General features: G+C 36.9%; 15 protein-coding genes. 7 read left to right on the top strand and 8 right to left on the bottom strand.

Annotated features, from left to right (window positions below):
* Positions 1–42: 42 nt before the first annotated feature.
* The 3 genes from omp85 to ND855_RS13735 all read left to right on the top strand — a co-directional run bounded on the left by omp85 (position 43) and on the right by ND855_RS13735 (position 3,070).
* The gene (gene omp85, locus ND855_RS13745) at positions 43–1,530 is read left to right on the top strand and encodes an Omp85 family outer membrane protein (protein WP_265358798.1); all 1,488 of its coding nucleotides are present in this window, start codon (positions 43–45) and stop codon (positions 1,528–1,530) included.
* Between the two features lie 16 nt (positions 1,531–1,546).
* Positions 1,547–2,230 carry a surface adhesin Lsa25 gene (gene lsa25 / locus ND855_RS13740; protein ID WP_265358797.1) on the top strand — a complete coding sequence of 228 codons (684 nt, stop codon included), beginning with the start codon at positions 1,547–1,549 and terminating at the stop codon, positions 2,228–2,230.
* Between the two features lie 120 nt (positions 2,231–2,350).
* Entirely contained in the window at positions 2,351–3,070 is a 720-nt protein-coding gene (locus tag ND855_RS13735; RefSeq protein ID WP_291874326.1) for a hypothetical protein, read from the top strand.
* Here the strand turns inward: ND855_RS13735 and yihA are convergent.
* Genes yihA through ND855_RS13715 form a run of 4 tightly spaced genes read right to left on the bottom strand, consistent with a single transcriptional unit; the run spans position 3,040 to position 6,912 of the window.
* A complete protein-coding gene (gene yihA / locus ND855_RS13730) occupies positions 3,040–3,681 on the bottom strand; it encodes a ribosome biogenesis GTP-binding protein YihA/YsxC (protein WP_265358795.1) in 642 nt (213 codons plus the stop codon). The two genes, ND855_RS13735 and yihA, sit on opposite strands and share 31 nt — an antisense overlap.
* A gap of 5 nt (positions 3,682–3,686) precedes the next feature.
* Entirely contained in the window at positions 3,687–4,637 is a 951-nt protein-coding gene (locus ND855_RS13725; protein WP_407658718.1) for a tRNA lysidine(34) synthetase, read from the bottom strand.
* Between the two features lie 32 nt (positions 4,638–4,669).
* Positions 4,670–4,987 carry a tRNA lysidine(34) synthetase gene (locus ND855_RS13720; RefSeq protein ID WP_265358794.1) on the bottom strand — a complete coding sequence of 106 codons (318 nt, stop codon included), beginning with the start codon at positions 4,985–4,987 and terminating at the stop codon, positions 4,670–4,672.
* The gene (locus tag ND855_RS13715) at positions 4,984–6,912 is read right to left on the bottom strand and encodes a SpoIIE family protein phosphatase (RefSeq protein WP_265358793.1); all 1,929 of its coding nucleotides are present in this window, start codon (positions 6,910–6,912) and stop codon (positions 4,984–4,986) included. The genes ND855_RS13720 and ND855_RS13715 overlap by 4 nt, the downstream gene beginning before the upstream one ends.
* A 302-nt stretch (positions 6,913–7,214) precedes the next feature.
* On the opposite strand from ND855_RS13715, the gene ND855_RS13710 reads away from it, so the two are divergent.
* The gene (locus tag ND855_RS13710; RefSeq protein WP_165780327.1) at positions 7,215–9,278 is read left to right on the top strand and encodes a sigma-54-dependent Fis family transcriptional regulator; all 2,064 of its coding nucleotides are present in this window, start codon (positions 7,215–7,217) and stop codon (positions 9,276–9,278) included.
* 16 nt (positions 9,279–9,294) lie between these two features.
* Here the strand turns inward: ND855_RS13710 and thiD are convergent, their stop codons facing one another.
* Both thiD and ND855_RS13700 read right to left on the bottom strand, forming a co-directional pair.
* A complete protein-coding gene (gene thiD / locus ND855_RS13705) occupies positions 9,295–10,095 on the bottom strand; it encodes a bifunctional hydroxymethylpyrimidine kinase/phosphomethylpyrimidine kinase (RefSeq protein ID WP_265358792.1) in 801 nt (266 codons plus the stop codon).
* 1 nt (position 10,096) lies between these two features.
* A complete protein-coding gene (locus tag ND855_RS13700) occupies positions 10,097–10,435 on the bottom strand; it encodes an MGMT family protein (RefSeq protein WP_265358791.1) in 339 nt (112 codons plus the stop codon).
* Positions 10,436–10,499: 64 nt separating this feature from the next.
* Here ND855_RS13700 and ND855_RS13695 point away from each other — a divergent pair, with 64 nt between their 5' ends.
* From ND855_RS13695 to ND855_RS13685, 3 genes are read left to right on the top strand one after another with little or no spacing between them, the layout of a single operon-like run.
* The gene (locus ND855_RS13695; RefSeq protein WP_265358790.1) at positions 10,500–11,372 is read left to right on the top strand and encodes a ferritin-like domain-containing protein; all 873 of its coding nucleotides are present in this window, start codon (positions 10,500–10,502) and stop codon (positions 11,370–11,372) included.
* A 26-nt stretch (positions 11,373–11,398) separates the two neighbouring features.
* Positions 11,399–11,800 carry a hypothetical protein gene (locus tag ND855_RS13690; protein ID WP_265358789.1) on the top strand — a complete coding sequence of 134 codons (402 nt, stop codon included), beginning with the start codon at positions 11,399–11,401 and terminating at the stop codon, positions 11,798–11,800.
* Positions 11,801–11,833: 33 nt separating this feature from the next.
* Positions 11,834–13,096, top strand: coding sequence for a porin (locus tag ND855_RS13685; RefSeq protein WP_265358788.1), 1,263 nt, complete (start codon positions 11,834–11,836; stop codon positions 13,094–13,096).
* Positions 13,097–13,168: 72 nt separating this feature from the next.
* Here ND855_RS13685 and ND855_RS13680 read toward each other — a convergent pair whose 3' ends face one another.
* Positions 13,169–16,477, bottom strand: coding sequence for an efflux RND transporter permease subunit (locus ND855_RS13680; protein WP_265358787.1), 3,309 nt, complete (start codon positions 16,475–16,477; stop codon positions 13,169–13,171).
* The gene (locus ND855_RS13675) at positions 16,470–17,219 is read right to left on the bottom strand and encodes a hypothetical protein (RefSeq protein WP_265358786.1); all 750 of its coding nucleotides are present in this window, start codon (positions 17,217–17,219) and stop codon (positions 16,470–16,472) included. Before ND855_RS13675 ends, ND855_RS13680 begins: the two co-directional genes overlap by 8 nt.

Below are 17,219 nucleotides of genomic sequence, written 5' to 3'. Positions count from 1 at the left end.
ATTTCCCACCATAAGGCAGTTTCTTTGGCGAATAGGTAGAGAATGTACAATTCTATTTTGAGAAGTTTTATACTTCTGTTATTTTTTTCCATGGTATCGAGTGTTTTTGCACAGGAGAGAGCACCACGAACCGACCTTCCGTTCGAAATCTCTGAAAAGAAGAGATTGAGCGAGCGTGATTTTAAGAATAAAAAAGAGGGGGGGTACTTCACTGGTCTCCCTCTCATCAACTCCGATCCGAACGTAGGGATTGGATACGGTGCTCGTGTTTTGTATTTTTACAACGGAAGTCGAACTTCCCCTATGTTTGAATATACACCTTACCGTGTGAGGATTTTTGCTCAGTATTTTAATACTACCAAAAATGCACCTTACCACCAGTTAAGTTTGGATGCACCGTTTATCTTTGACACCAAATGGCGATTACGTGCAGATTTAGTGTATGATCGGAACCCCAACTCACTTTATTTTGGAATTGGACAAAGTACACTCCAACCACTTTCATATTTAGAAAGAAACGATCCAAATGGAAGGATCCGTAGGAATGCACCTTTTGCCGATTACGAAGATAATCTAAGTTATAGAAGACCAGGTGATGCGGGAGTTGGTGAATCTCCAATTGTCAGTGATAATAAATACAACCGTTATGACATTGAGAATCCTAACTTTAGTACTTCAGGAGAATACTCGTTCTTTGGCGGAACACTCAGAACAGTAACAGGCGTACGTTTATCAAAACAAATCATACGTAGGTATGATGGAACAAATAACAATGCATACCTTGGACCTGCTGATGGAATCCTTGGACTCTTAGACATTGATCGAACCATCACAACTCCACAAGGGGAAACAAAACTAACTCGTGATGACAAAGATGGTAAAATTCGCGGGATCAACGGTGGTTTTGTCAATACCATCCGAGCTGGTATTGTTTATGATACACGGGATTTTGAACCAGATCCAAACAGAGGTTTGTTTTTAGAATACACTCACGAACGATCCACAAAAGCGATTGGATCAAATTACGAGTTTAATAAAAACTTAGTTTCCGGTCGTGTATTCCTAAGTCCAGTTACTTGGTTTACGAATAAACCCCCAGAACTTCTAGAAAAATTTGTATTAGCTGCACGCGGTGCGATGATCCAAACAAACGGTGACGCACCATTTTACGAATACCGTAATATGTGGGGAACGGAAGTGAACCAATCAGGTCTTGGTGGTAGAACAACCATTCGTGGTTACAAACAAGATCGTTTTGTTGGCCAAACAATGGCGTATGCAAACTTCGAGATCAGATGGAAATTTGCGGAAGCTGAATTTGGTGGGCAACACTTTGATTTCCAATTGGTTCCGTTTTATGACGTAGGGCGAGTTTGGGATCGAACATCCGATGCTAACTTAAAGAACTACAAACACTCAAGAGGTATTGGTCTAAGAATTCCTTGGAACCAAGCAACCGTTATCTACATTGATCATGCGATTTCAAATGAAGATAGACAGACCTTTATTAACTTTAATCACATATTTTAGGGAGCACTTTAAGATTATGAAAAAACTTCATTACTGTTTTGCTCTTTTGGCAATTTCTTTATTCATCAACTGCGAAATGAAACCTGTAGACGATGTCTTTGGATTAAGTCCAGAAGAAACCAACCAACTTTTCGCAGGCCTCTTGGCAAACCAGAGTTTGCGTGATAATGGCAATGGAACCGTGACAGACGCAATTTCCAATTTGGTTTGGCAAAAATGTTCTCACGGTCAAGTATACCGATCGGGATTTAACGATTGTTTGGGGGCTCCTCAAGGATCCATTTACAACCCTTACGATTCCAGTCGAGCTGGAGCAATCCAAGTTGCGTTTTGTGATTCCAAAACTCATGCTTGTAATTCCATCAACTATCCTCAAGTGATCCAAGGATTTTCATCCATCAGTATCCAAGGAACAAGTGAGTTGTATGCAGCATGCCAAAATAATCACTTTTTAGGGCAAACTTGGCGAGTTCCAACTCCAATCGAATACCAAAGATTGGTGATTCCTGGACGTGCGGCAACTTTGCAATTTTTTCCATCCACCCAAGAGGAAGATTATTGGACTGCTTGGTCTAACCAAGACGATCTACCAGGTGAAACGGCGTTTGCAATTTCATTTGACCGACAATCCTATGGAGTCCAAAGGTCTGTTGTAAAAACACAAAGGAATTATGTCCGTTGTGTGAGACAAGGTCCATAATTTCACAATCCAATCAAAAACTCTCCTAATTTTAGGAGAGTTTTTACTTTTCAAAAAATCAATTTCATACTAAACTTTTATCCATTCAGACCGAAGTACCCATTAGGTGGTTAGGTTTTCATGAGAATAGAAGAATCCACATTCAGCCGAATGAATGTAGATCTCCAAAGAGATCGAAGGGTGAACTATGTCGGTCATGGACAACTAGAAAGTGCCCCTGAAACGATGTCTGCCTTACATGTCATTTCGCATGAATTAGGTCACGCCCAAGAATTTAAGAATGAAGCCTTCCGAGAAGGGAGAGAAATTCAATCCGTTCAAGTCAAAATCAATTATGAACTTCGAGATGGAAGAATGGTTGCTGTCAGTGGTGAAACACATGCAGTGACAAAACCAAATTCCAAACAAGAAGACGATCCAAGTTTACAACCATATTCAGATGGAAAATCGATACAAGATTTGTTCCAACAAAAAGCTGAAGAAGAGAAAAAGGCAAAAGAAAAATCTTCAGAACAAGTAGATCGAAATAATCCAAAAGAAATCCAAAAACGAAGTTATGAAAAAAACTTAGAATCAAAAATCAAAGATTTGGAAACTCGATTAGAATCTGAAAAAAGTAAAAAAACTTCTGATATAACTTCCACAGAACGTCAAAAGGAATTGGAATCTGAAAAAAAACGATTAGAAGAAGAAGTTCGTTTGCTTCGAATCAAAGAACAATTAAAAGAAACCTTTGCATTATTAACTGATTTTCGTAAGATGATGTCCTCCAATGTTTTTGGAATGCTCAATTATAAAATGGATTCAAATTACGGTTCCACTTTGGATACATTTGTTTGAATTCCAAGTGTTTCTAAGATAAATTCTCGTAATTCGCCAATCCCTCTTCCTGTCGTTGCAGAAATATAAAATACGCGAAACGGAACTCCTATCTCATTCATAGCATCTTCCATTTCAGTTCGTACTTTGTGTTGTCCACTTTGATTTAATTTATCAATTTTAGTCCTGATCACAACGGGTTTAATTTTTTTTTCCATTGCTACTTCGATTGTAGACAACTCTTCTTCTGGAAACTCCCTTTGGGAATCACATAGTATAAATAAAATTTTAAGTTGTTTCCAGGAATTGAGAAATCCTTCTAAAAGATTCATCATTTCTTTATGCTCTTTATGAGAAGCTTTTGAATAACCAAATCCTGGTAAGTCGATCAAATTAAAGCCAACTTTGGTTCTGAATATATTGATTAGTTTTGTTTTTCCAGGAGTTTTTGATACTTTTGCAAGACCTCTATGATTTGATAAAGCATTGAGCAAACTCGATTTTCCAGAATTGGATCTTCCCATAAATGCAATGGATTGAACCGAGTCTAAATCTTCCTTTTCTTCCAATTTGGCAATAGAAGTGAAAAATTTGGTTTCGGGAAAAGGAATTTCTTTGGAATATTTATGCATCTAGATCACCTTTCCAAATAGATTCGTTTGGGATAATTCTTTTCGTTTTTGGAGAAGAGCGAAAATAAAATTTGAATCGGTTCATTTTCAAAATATAGGATGGGAATAAAAGTTCTAAGGAAAAATGGAATTCCATTCTCCCGCATACATTCTGAAATTTCCTTGTTTCCTGATCGAATTTGAATTTTCTGACCGTGATGCCATGACCCAAGTGAATACCTTTCTTCAGGATCTTTGATTCTAAATTGGTTTTGATTCCATTCAATCGTAAGTTGGTTTCCTTCACGGTATGAAATTGCTTTTTTAAATGCGGAAGACTTTTTATCAATGATGAAAAGATCGCCAAACTTTGATTTGTATAAATAACAATTTTTGTTTTCTAAAAATGCTCTTTCCCCTTCCGATTGAAGATGGAAATTCTCAAATCCAGATTTATAAAGTGGATACATTCCCATTAGTTTCAAATGAAAATCGATTAGTTCTTTTTTTGCAGGTAAATTTAAACTTATCCATGTTTCATGTGGGATTCGAAACATTTTGGGTGATTTCGTTTGGTTTGGACTCGTGAGGCCATCAAAATTGATGTTGAGTTGTGTTCGATCATGGAAATTCCAATATGTTTTATGAAAATTCCATTTCTCTCGTTCCAGTATTGGTAACAATTCCATTCGGATTCGATTTCGTTTGTAAATGGGATTTGAATTTGACTCATCTTCAAAAATTCGCAAATGGTTTGATACATATTCATAAAGATCCTTTAGTTCTTGGTCTTCTAGGAATACTAATGGTAAAAATCGTTCGCCATCAAATGGAGGAAGTGTATAAAACGATTTTTTCCCACCCCCTCTTGTTAGGTGTAAGAAAATTGATTCGGTGTAATCTTTACAGTGGTGGCCTGTCAGAATCACAGAATGGTTTGTTCTCGTGATTTTTTTCAGTTCATGGTAGCGGACCAATCTACCAGTTTCTTCGAGTCCTTTTTTAAGTTTTAAAGCGAGATTTGGAATTTTTTTTTTACAAACGAAACTGGAAAACCAAAGTTTTCTAAATAAACTAACATTTCACTTTCTTCCTTTTGGATCTCTCTAATTCCATGGGAGAGATAAAACAAATGAGGAGTTTCGATTGTGTATTTGTCTTTTAAGTATTTTAGAAATAAGAGAAGGATACTGGAGTCTTTTCCACCAGAATAGGAAAGTAAAAATCTAGTTTTGTTTGAAACCCAATGATTTGGTAAATTGGTTCCCATTCGTTTGAGCATTGATTCAAAATGAGCGGAGATGGAGACTGGAATTTCAAGGTTCATATTTTTCTCACAGCCACCATAGTGATATCATCGTGTTGTTCCTGTTCTTTGACAAATTCTTTTAGATCCAAATAGATATTCTCCAGTATCTTTTTTGGTTCTAATTCTATATTCGAAAGGAAACTTTTTTCTAGACTTGGTTCGCCGTATTGTTTTTCCGATGCATTGAGTGCTTCCGTTACCCCATCTGTAAAAAGTAAAATTGTATCTCCCGCATGGAATTGTAATTTAGATTCATTTTTGAATTTTGAAATATCGGGACTAATTCCTAAAATGACTCCACCTGTTTCGATAGAATGTAAAGACTTTTGATTCACTTGGTAATGGTAAAAATTTCCATGCCCGGCTCCAGACACATCAACTTCATCTGTCACCAAATTCCAACGAATCAAAATCATACTCATAAATCGAGGTGTAATGGCTTCTTTATAACTAGAATAGAGATAATTGTTTATATCGTTTAAGATTTCCCAAGGTGAATCTTTGACTCTCACAAGCGAATGTAATATGGTTCTGACAGTCGCCATCACAAGTCCTGCAGCAACACCTTTTCCACTCACGTCTCCGATACACACAAACAATTCATTTCGATTCGGTGAAAGGATAAAATCGTAATAATCACCACCAATTCCGCGCGCAGGAACCATAAATCCACCAAAGGAAAAACCTTCCGCTTCAGGAGTATTTCTGGGTAAAAGATTACTTTGGATTTCTTTAGCAATTTCAATTTCTTTTTCCAATCTTTCTTTGTTCGAAAGGTTTTGGTACAAATTGGAATTTTCCATTGTGATTCGAGCGAGGGAAACAAATGCATTTAAGGCTTCGATCTCTTCATTTGGAAATCTACTATCTTGTTTCGCTAATATGAAAATACAGGTGGTTCCATTCTCTAATTTGACTGGAACAATCATTGATTCTTTCCCAATGATTCCTAATGTTTCTAAAATTGGAATCTTAATGGGATCTATTGTCATAATTTCTTTTGTTTGTAAAATTGAAGTTAATTCTTTTGATTCAATGGATTCTGTATGAGTTTTTAATTCATAATTATCCAGATCTCGATAGACTTTAAATACTTTAACCTTAGCGCTATCAATTGGGTATTCAATTAAACAGGAAATGGAAGAGTCTACAATCCCAGACAAGGTGAGTAGGATCATACGAATCATTTCATTATGATTGTTTAAATACAATTGGCTTAGAGTAAGAGCTGCTGTGTGCAAACTTCTGAAATGTTTTGACTGGTTTTTTGATTTGGAAAATAAAAGAGAATTCCTTAGCGATACAGCAAATTGTCCGACTACAATTTTAAGTATTTCCTCGTCTTCGATGTATTCGCTTGGATCCTCTTCATCGTAGTCAATTGTAATCATCCCAACAGCTATATTTGCATATAAGATTGGTAATACTAATTGCGACTTTGTGCCTGTAAGTTTTGAATAAAAGGAATAAAAAGGATGTGTTTGGTCACTGAACTTATAAAAACATGGCTCACGATTCGCCATCGCTTCCACTAGGATTCCATAACTCAAATCATAATCTAGTGTAAAACGTTTGATAGCTCTTTGTAAGTACTTTTGTTTTGAGTAATAATGTGCTAATTTAATTTCACCTAACTCAAGGTTGGTGATAAATATTGCGATTTTATCTTTTTTTAATCGATCTGCAATCAGCTCACTAAATCGAAACATTAGGTCTTCTAAACCTAGTGAGGAATTAAACAAGGAAAGGTTTTCTAAAAGGAATTCTGTTTTTTCTTCTGAATTGAGAACATTTTTACCAACACGAGGGATTTTCCTTTTTTCTAAGATCCATTCCCTTTGGCATGTTTGGCAAAAAAAACGGCCTCTTTGGGTGAGTCCACTGGGAACCCGAGGTTCGGCGCATAACAGACAGATCCTTTCAAAATCCGATTCCTCGTTCATCACAGAGCCAGGGTATCCGATTTCTTTTTTCGTCTGCTACAAGAATTTCGTGTCGATCCAAGAAACCTGGTACGATTTGTGCTTAATCTATAAGCAAATGTTGTTTTTTCTGCTGAAATCGAAAGGAAGGCAAGTGAAATGTTGAAAAAATCGTTTAATTGTTTGCTTACCGTACATTGTGATGAGAAAATAAGCAAACTGAATCTGTGTTCCTTTCCAGCAATCCGTAATAACAAAGAGCAAAACCTATGAGCGCGAAAAAATTCAATCCCATCCAATCCATCCACGAAGTCGCTACGGCAATGAATTCCACCCAGGACCCTGATGGCCTTCTGGAACTCATTTTGGACCGTTGCATTCAAATCTGTGGGGTAGAATCGGGGTCTCTCATGCTCATTGATGAGAAACAGAGTGTCCTTGATGCTGTTACCTCACGTGGGATGAACCAACAATTACTCAGGGAAACTAAATTGAAGATTGGCCAAGGGATTACGGGGATGGCTGCCTCCACTGGTAAAGCAAAATTGGTAAACGATGTTTCCAAAGATCCGGATTACATTCAGGTCAAAGAGGAAATTAAGTCAGAACTAGTGGCTCCCATGATTGTAGAAGATGATATTATTGGAGTGATCTCACTCGATTCCAATCGATTGAATGCATTTACACCAGATATGTTGGAGATTGTAAGTGTCCTTGCAAACCAAGCGGGTCAGATTTTTAAAAACTTACAAACCATTCGTTCCCTAGAACAACGAACAAAAATCCAAGCAACTCTCATCGAAATATCAAAGGTTGTCAGTTCTACATTAGACCAAAATGAAGTGTTTGATTCCATCATGGTGACAATGGAAAAATCACTTCGTTTGGAGAAGGGTAGTATTGTCTTATTCAATAAAGAAGAAGCACTATTACGCATTGTTGCTGCTTCAGGTTTATCACCAGAAGAAATTGAAAAAGGCACCTACCAACCTGGTGAAGGAATCACAGGAAAAGTATATGAGTCAGGAGAACCAATTATCATTGAATCGGTTGCCTCACATCCTGATTTTTTAAATCGAGTTGGTTATTTATCTCATTTTAAACATGATCCACATAACGTAAGTTTATTGTGTGCGCCAATTCTAAGTGAACAAACTACACTCGGGGTAGTGAATGCTTTTATTGTTCAAAATAAACATACTGATTTAAAATCGTTTTTAGATTTTTTGCAAGTTGTTGCATCAATCATTTCACAATCGATAAAAATTCAAAATCTTGTGGAAGAAGCCAAAAAGGAAATTTCTCGAGAGAATATCCAATTAAAGAGAGAACTCAAAAATAAATATAAATTTGGATCACTCATTGGTAAGGCTGCGAGTATGGAGAAGATGTTTGAAAAAATCCAACTCGTCGCAGATTCAAGAGCATCAGTTCTCATTACTGGAGAATCTGGAACTGGAAAGGAAATGATAGCGAATGCGATTCATTATAATAGTTCTCGTTCAGAAAATCCATTCATCAAAATCAATTGTGCAGCAATACCAGAAAATTTACTCGAAAGTGAATTGTTTGGGCACAAAAAGGGATCCTTTACAGGAGCTGTGACTGATAAAAAAGGAAAGTTTGAACTTGCAGATACTGGTACAATTTTCTTAGACGAAATTGGCGAAATGGATTTAAATTTACAATCGAAGTTACTGCGTGTTTTACAGGAACGTGAGATTGAAGCCATTGGATCTACAAAAGCAAAAAAAGTAGATGTAAGGATTATTGCAGCAACAAATGCCGAATTAGAACAGTTAGTTGCTGAAAAAAAATTCAGAGCAGATTTGTTTTATCGATTGAATGTTGTGAAAATCAATACTCCACCACTTCGTGATCGAGTTGAAGACATTCCACTTCTAATGAATCACTTTTTAGAAAAGTACACAAAAGATAATAATAAAGCAATCAAAGGAATCTCACGAGAAGCATCCCGGCTATTACTTAAATACAGATGGCCTGGTAATGTGAGAGAATTAGAAAACGTTATTGAACGTGCTGTTGTACTTGCGCAAGACGAGATATTGAATGAAGAAGATTTTTCAGATATTCTTTCGAATATGGAAGAGTTGCCTGAAAGTACTGTAGAAGTATCCAATACAAATCATGTTGAATCTGTTTCTGGAATGGAACCATTGGATTTAGGGTCTGGTAGATTGACATCAGGGCAACTTGATGGATTGGATGGACGAGCAATGGAAATTGTTGTGAGTGAAGTTGAATCTCGTTTGATCCAATATGCTATGAAAAAGTTTCGTTACACCAAAACGAGAGTCGCAAAATTTTTAGGCATTAATCGTAACACATTGGATAAAAAAATCAAAGAACTCAATATCGAGTATTAATTTTATATTGAGTCTATTAGTTACTTGGTTCCGGGAAATGATTTAAATGATGGGTAGGCCCAGTTACAATATCATCTTCCAATGTTAAGTGTAAGTATTCCTTAGCGGAACCAACAGCTTCTGCTAAATTTTTACCATGAGCTAAGAAGGCTGTGATCGCTGCTGAATAAGTGCACCCAGTTCCATGGGTATGTTTGTCTTTGAGAAAGGTTTTTGAAAATTCATAAACGGAATTTCCATCAAATAAAACATCAGTGGCTTCACTAGCGTTTGGTAAATGACCACCTTTTAACAAAACTGGCACATTGAATTTTTGGTATAATTTTTTTGCCATTGGCACTAACTGATCATATTGGTTGACTGTTTCACCTAATAAAAGGGATGCTTCATCCAGGTTAGGTGTGATTATCTTTGATAATGGAATTAAATCTTCAACGAGAGATTGGATGGCATCATCCTTTAGAAGTTTTGCACCACTCGTTGCCACCATGACAGGATCCAAAACCAATTGTATGTCTGGGTTATCGTAAAAAAATGCCGCAACAGCTTTGATGATGTCCTTAGAATATAACATTCCTGTTTTGGCTGATTTGATTGGGAAATAATTGGAAACAGCTTGTAGTTGGGAAGAAACAAAATCAGGAGAGATTTCATAAATCCCTGAAACACCATCAGGGTTTTGTGCTGTTAAACAAGTGAATACTGTGGTTCCAAATGTCGCTAAGGATGAAAATGTTTTGAGATCAGCTTGGACTCCAGCGCCACCACCCGAATCTGAACCAGCGATTGTTAGTGTGATTGGGAAATCTTTTTTCATTTTATGGAAACCATCCGTACTTGCCAAAATCCAATTGATCACCACCTAAATCAAAGAAAACACCTTCCGTTTGTAAGATTTTTTTTTGTAAATCTGCACGAAAACTATCCCCTTTAAACGAAATCCTCCCTTGGCGATTGATCACTCGTTGCCATGGAATTTTGTTCTCTCTATCTTTTTTAAGTGAATTCAAAGCATACCCAACGGCCCTGGCTGCTCTTGGGTTACCCAGTAATAACGCGATATGTCCATACGTAGTCACCTTTCCTTTAGGGATTTTTTTTACGATGTTATAAACGGATTCGTAAAAATTCGGACTTTTCGAATTGGAAGTGGTCATTGAATTTGGATTTATCTATCAATGAATTTGGATTTTTGTAAATCCATTTTCTTAGAATCAATCAATGAAACTTTCCGAATACGCAAAACATCTGTTACTTGCTCCAAATTTGGAAGATAAATTACTTTCTCCTTCAAAAGATTGGGAGGAAGAGTTTGAAGAAAAACCACTTCGCATTCAAAAACCTGGAAGAAGTCAATTACTTCAGTTTTCTGATAAAAAAGTGAAAATTCCAAGACTTGAACATTTAAATTTAGAATCCAACAAAGGACTGACTCTCCATCATTTTGCAAACCATGAGCTTATGGCAATCGAACTGTTTGCCTGGGCAATTTTAGCTTTTCCAAACGCGCCAAAATCCGTCCGAAATGGATGGGTGAAGACAATTGAAGAGGAACAAAGCCATCTAAAATTGTACATAGATAGAATGAATAATTTTGGAGTTCAATTTGGAGATATCCCGTTAAATTATATTTTTTGGAAACAATTGGAACAGTTTCACAGTTTAGAGTCCTTTTCAGCAGTTATGTCTTTGTCGTTTGAAGGAGCTAACTTAGATTATTCGCAAGTGTATGCAAACGTATTTGCCTATTTTGGAGATTTGAAAACATCCGAAATCATGCTCACCATATTTGAGGATGAAGTGAAACATGTTAAAAGAGGAGTGCGTGCGTTTGAAAAATCAATCCCTCCCGAAAAAAACTCTTGGGAACATTACCTGACTCTCATTCAATTTCCATTCACACCTAGACGTGCAAAGGGATATTTGTTTTTTCCTGAAACTAGATACCTGGCAGGTTTGGACCAGGATTTTGTGAACCATTTATCCAAATATGAGGATGAATATACAGGTCGGGTCAATTTGGAATCAGTCAAAAAATTTGGTCTTGGATCAGAACTGATGCGTAAAAACAGACTTGATTCTAATACCAATTGACTTTAGAATTTCGCAAGAAGGTAGATATGAAATTAAAATTACTTTTGAGTATGGTGTTGGTTTTTGTTTCTTTCGGGTTTGTACTAAACGCTGAAAAAAAAGCAAAATCAGTCACAGAGATGAACCTCCATGATTTTATGGAAGAGTATACAAAACCAGCGACGAAGTTATATGACAAAAAGGATAATGCTGATTATCTCAATAAAATTCTCGCAAAAGTTCCAGACATGGCTCCAGAAGACCAAAAAGCAGAATGGAAAGAAATCATCGATTCCAAACTTGCTTTAGGAAAACCAGATGAGACTTGTAAATCTTGCCATACTAAATTTAAGAAAGAGTACAAAAAGAACTATCGTAAAAAGTTAATCCAAGTTCCAGAAGAGTTACTTCCATTTCCAAAAGAGATCAAAGAACTTCTTAAAAAGTAAGTTTTAAACTCCGCTCGTAATGAGCGGAATTTCATGCCAACACGGAATCAATTTCTTTCATTACTCTCCCTTCTTTCCTTAATTTTCCTTCTTTCAGGAAATCTATTGGCTGAGGAAACGAATGCATCAAATCAAAACAAAGATACAAATCAAATTGTCCAAAAGAATCAAAACGATTCATCCAATCCAAATCAAGATAACCCAAATGTATTACCGAAAAGTTTAAAATTTGGCGCTTTTGTTGATACATACTATTCGCATAATGCAAATCACCCTGGGTCAAAAGAACGTGCTTATACAACACAAGCGGTAAGGAATGACGAGTTTAATGTCAATTTAGGTTTTGTCGATGCAAAGTGGCAGGAAGAAAAAATCCGAGGTAGAATTGCATTACAGTTTGGAACTTCAGTCAATACGAATTATGCGGCAGAAAGTAACCGAGAATTAAGTTCGAATCAAAATGCTGTTAAACACATCCAAGAAGCCTATGTCGGTTTTAAGTTAACTAAAAACACTTGGTTAGATGCAGGAATTTATTTCGGTCATATTGGACATGAATCTTGGATTTCGTCAGATAACTGGAATTATACGAGAGCTATGGCACTCGACTACGTTCCTTATTATTCCTCAGGAGTAAGATTAATAACTAAGTTCAGTGAAAAATTTCAATTTCAATTTCATGTGATGAATGGTTGGCAAAATATAACAGAACAAAATAAAGATAAGGCACTAGGAACTCAATTTAAATACCATTTTACTTCTAATTTTATTCTGACTGCGAATCAATTTGTAGGGAATGAGGCACCAGACTATGAACGAAAACAAACCAGGTTGTACAATAATACAATCGTTGAATGGAAAGTTTTAGATTGGTTGTCCTTTGCCATGTCTGGGGACATTGGAGCACAAAAGACAAAGGAATCATTATCATATGAACCTTGGTGGAAAGAAATCAATCCAGTTTTGCCAATGTACATCAGCCGAGAGTCTAGAGTTTATAACCAATGGTATCACGGTACATTCTGGACAAGTTTTCGGTATGAAGATATATTTAGACTTAGTTTACGTTTGGAACGATTTTATGATCCAAAACAAGTGTTAGCGCCAACTTATACCAGAAATGGATTTTTAACCAATGGGTATACGATCACTTTTGATTTATTAAATTGGTTACCTGGACTTTTGCGATTTGAGGCCATCCAAAGGGAATCGATGGATGCAGTTTTTGAAACGGATCATAATAGAAGGACTCGAGTGGAACGATTGTTTGTGGTTGCGGCAACAGTTAGGATATAAAAAAAACCTCTGGAATTTGTTTCCAGAGGTTAGTTCTACACTCTACTTACTTTTTTATGATAGTTTCGTATTTTAAGTTTTTTTCCTTTTTTTAGAAGGTTTTTTCTTCTTGGAAGGAGAATCATTGTCATCATCTTCTTCTTCTAAAGGTTCTTCACTCAGTTCGTTCACAAAATCTAGAAATGGAATGTGTTTTTTATGACTCATTTCTTCTAATTCTTTTGCATCTGGTTTCCTTTCCCCAACTACGACTAGGTAAAGAGAAGGTAGGATAGTTAAAACAAGGCACATAGCTGAAAATAATCCACCCACAATCACCGTTGCCAATGGTCTTTGTACGTCTGATCCTACTCCTGTTCCTAAAGTTGCAGGAATTAGACCGAGTAACGCGAGTAACATGGTCATAAGCATTGGACGTAACTGGATGACGGCAGCTTTTTTTACTGCCGCTTTCGTTGAAATATCTGGTTCTTCAATGAGTAGGTGGTTGGTCCTTGAAACAAATAACACCCCTGCCATGGTTGCAATTCCAAAGAGTGAAATAAATCCAACTCCACCTGATACATTGAAGTAATACCCTCGAAGTAATAGTGCATAAATTCCCCCAAGTAAGGAAAGGGGAATACAAGCAAGTGCAACATAGACATACTTTAGGTTGCGATATAACAAGTACAATACTCCGAAGATGATGAGTATTGTAATGGGAATGACGATTGCTAATTTTTTCCCAACCCTAGAAAGGTTTTCATATTGTCCCCCAAATCGAATTTCATAACCGTCTGGCAGTTTGATTTTTTTCTTAACACGTTTTTGGAGTTCAGAAACAAATCCACCTTGGTCTCGCCCTCTAATGTTTGTTCTAACAGTTACAACCCGACGGCCTTCTTGCCTAAAGATCATTGTTGGTCCATCAATGACTTCAATATCAGCTAACTGAGATAATGGGATCCTTTCTCCTTTGGGAGAGATGATTGGCATATTTTCAATCGCTTGTTTTGATGCACGGTAATCTTTTGAAAATCGTACTACGATTCCAAAACGAGCTGGAGTTTTTGGCGGAATGTCAGATGGACCTTCATACAAAGTGCTAATTCTTTGCATCCCGATCGCGGCCTCAATCATTTGTTGGATATCAATTACATTGATACCAAAACGTGCCGCAGCTTCTCGATTGATATTGATTGTTAACTGCGGACTTTCCGCCTCTTGTTCGATACCATATTCACTGGCACCTTTCATTTCTTTGATTTCTTTTAGAACTTCATTTCCGATCCCGCGCATGATTTTTAAATCATTTCCTGATACAAACACTGCAAGGTCGGCAATCGTACCCATGATTGCTTCGGACAAGTTGTCCATAATCGGTTGAGAAAAACTGATCCTTGCACCTGGTAAAGTGGCTTCCAAATCATTTTTCATTCTGAGTAATAATTCTTGTTTGGTGATTTTTTCTTTCCACTTACTATAGTCTTTTAAACCAATCAATACTTCGAGTCGGTTTGGTGGAAGTGGATCTGTTCCATCATCATTTCTACCTAACTGGGAAATGACCACGCTGACTTGTTCATTTTTATAGATTGTTTGCCTGATCTTTGGCATAAATTTTCTAGCTTCTGGAAGTGAAATTCCCACTGGAAAAAAGATACGAATGTTAAATCCACCTTCGTCCATTTCCGGTAAAAATTCTGTTCCTAATGAAAACATACCAATTGCTAAGAAGATGGTCACAACACTGAATGTATAACGAACTGCTTTTTTGGAACGATTGACGATGAATTCAATGAGACGTTTGTATTTTCCTTCAATCCAATCATAAAATGGATTGTGCCATTCAATTGGTCCAGGATTTGCCGATTCAAAATAATGTTTATAGATGATCGACATGATCACAGGGATCACTGCCATTGCGAATATGAGTGCTCCTAAAATCGCAAAGGAAATGGTAAACGCCATTGGTTTGAATAATCGACCTTCGATCCGTTCAAACGAGAAAATTGGAAGATACGCTAGGATGATGATTAAGATGGAAAATAGAATTTCTGTTCCAACTTCAGATGCAGAATCTCTTGTAAAAGCAAGGATTCCATGTGATTTTTCTTCAGGTGTGGCATCACGATAACGTCGCATGATATTTTCCACCATGATGACAGCACCATCTACGATAATACCGAAGTCAATGGCACCTAACGAAAGTAAACTTGCTGGAATTCCAGACATGTTCATGAGTAAAAATGCAAACAACATGGCAAATGGAATGGTTGCCACAACGACAAGACTTGCCCTTACACTTCCAATAAAGAAAATTAATACTAAACTTACGACAACAACCCCTTCAACCAATGTTTTTCCAATCGTTCGAAGAGTATAATTTACTAAATCTGTTCTATCATATGTGTTACGAAGTTGAACTCCCTTAGGAAGGTAGTTTTCATTGATTTCTTTGACTTTTTCACGGATACGTTCTCCCATCTCATTGGGATCTCCCCAACGTCTCATCGCCACCAAACCTTGGACAGATGAGTCAACATCAATTAAACCTTCTTCTTCGTTTTGGACAGTATAACCCAAAACCCCACTTGGAATCGGATGAGAAATTTCAACCGAACCCAAATCACGGATAAACACAGGAACTCCATTCACAGTTTTCACTACGATGTTTTCAATGTGTTTAGGATCCCGAATGGCTCCGAGAGAACGGATAGGAAAACCTTGTTCCCCTTGGAGGAGTAAATTCCCTCCAGTATTTAAGTTGTTCTCTTGAATGGCTTTGATCACATCACCGATTGTTAATTTAAAACGAATCAGTTTGTCTGGTGAGGTTACAACATGGTATTGTTTGGGTAATCCACCGAATGTGACAACATCTGCAATCCCAGGAATTTGTAACATTTTAGGCATTACAATCCAATCTTGGATGGTTCGTAGTTCCATTGGGGTGTGATTCTCGGAAGATTCTAAAACATATCGATAAATCTCACCCACAGGTGAACTCATGGGTCCTAATGCAGGGTGTACATCTTCTGGAATGTCAGCATCCGCGACACGTTCCATAAGTCTCATACGTGCAAAATAATCGTCTGTTCCATCTTCAAAAACAAATTGGAATACAACGAGACCATTGATGGTTCTTGAACGTCGCACCGCAACCTTAGGAATTGCGTTTAATACACGTTCTATGGGAAGAGTTACCCTTTCTTCAACTTCTACAGCTGCTTTCCCAGGAAATTTTGCAATCAATCGAACTTGAGTGTCAGCGATGTCGGAATATGCTTCTTTACGAATGTCTATCCATGCCCAAATTCCAAATAATACTGCAACAATTGCTGCAATGATTGTGGTAATTCGATTTTTAAGTGCTGTTTCAATAAAATCTTTAATCATGATACTCCCTCGTATTGAAGAGGTAACCCATTTGTAGCAAAAGCTGAGGGTTTCTATAATCGCCTTGTCCAACTCCTCCACCTAACTGTAGGAAGAAGTTTCCAAGTAAAAAGTCGTACGTAACTCCAATATATCTTTGAGTTAAATGAACTCTTTGTCTCTCTCTACTTTCATATTCGAGATAAGTAGCCACATTGGAATCGATGGAATTAATATAGGAGCGAATGAGTAAATCTTCCTGTGTTGGATCTCGTCTATTGTATCCAGGAATGTTTACTCCAGTTGGGTATGAGGATTGACCACCACGACCTACTTCGGGCGCAAATGGATTTACTTCAAAATAACCACCTACAATTGAGATACTGTGAGTTATGACAGGTGTTTTCCAAAAAGTATAACCTAAATCAATTTGGCCACCTTTCCATTGTGGTCCCCATACACCACCAGACCCTCGTAATACGATGTCTTTCCAGTAATAACCTAAATTAAAATTAATACTCGCAGGAGAACCAATCGATGCACCATAAACCCAAAAGTTAGTCGTTTTTGGTAATCGTTTTTCATCTAAACTATTTTGATTTAGTTTTTCATCATCACCAAAAGCAGATTCATTTGGTTGAGTAGGAGTCCATTCTGGTTTGATTTCATTCCCATTTTTATCCTTTGGATAAGGAGATGATTGAGAATATAAATTGGTTCCTAGAACAGTAAGAAATAAAAGACTAAAGATTATCTGCTTCAT

Origin of the sequence: Leptospira paudalimensis (assembly GCF_026151345.1) — a bacterium.
Taxonomy (GTDB): Bacteria; Spirochaetota; Leptospiria; order Leptospirales; family Leptospiraceae; genus Leptospira_A; species Leptospira_A paudalimensis.
The sequence above is the reverse complement of the archived record's forward strand: the minus strand, read 5'-3'. Positions and strand labels throughout refer to the sequence as shown.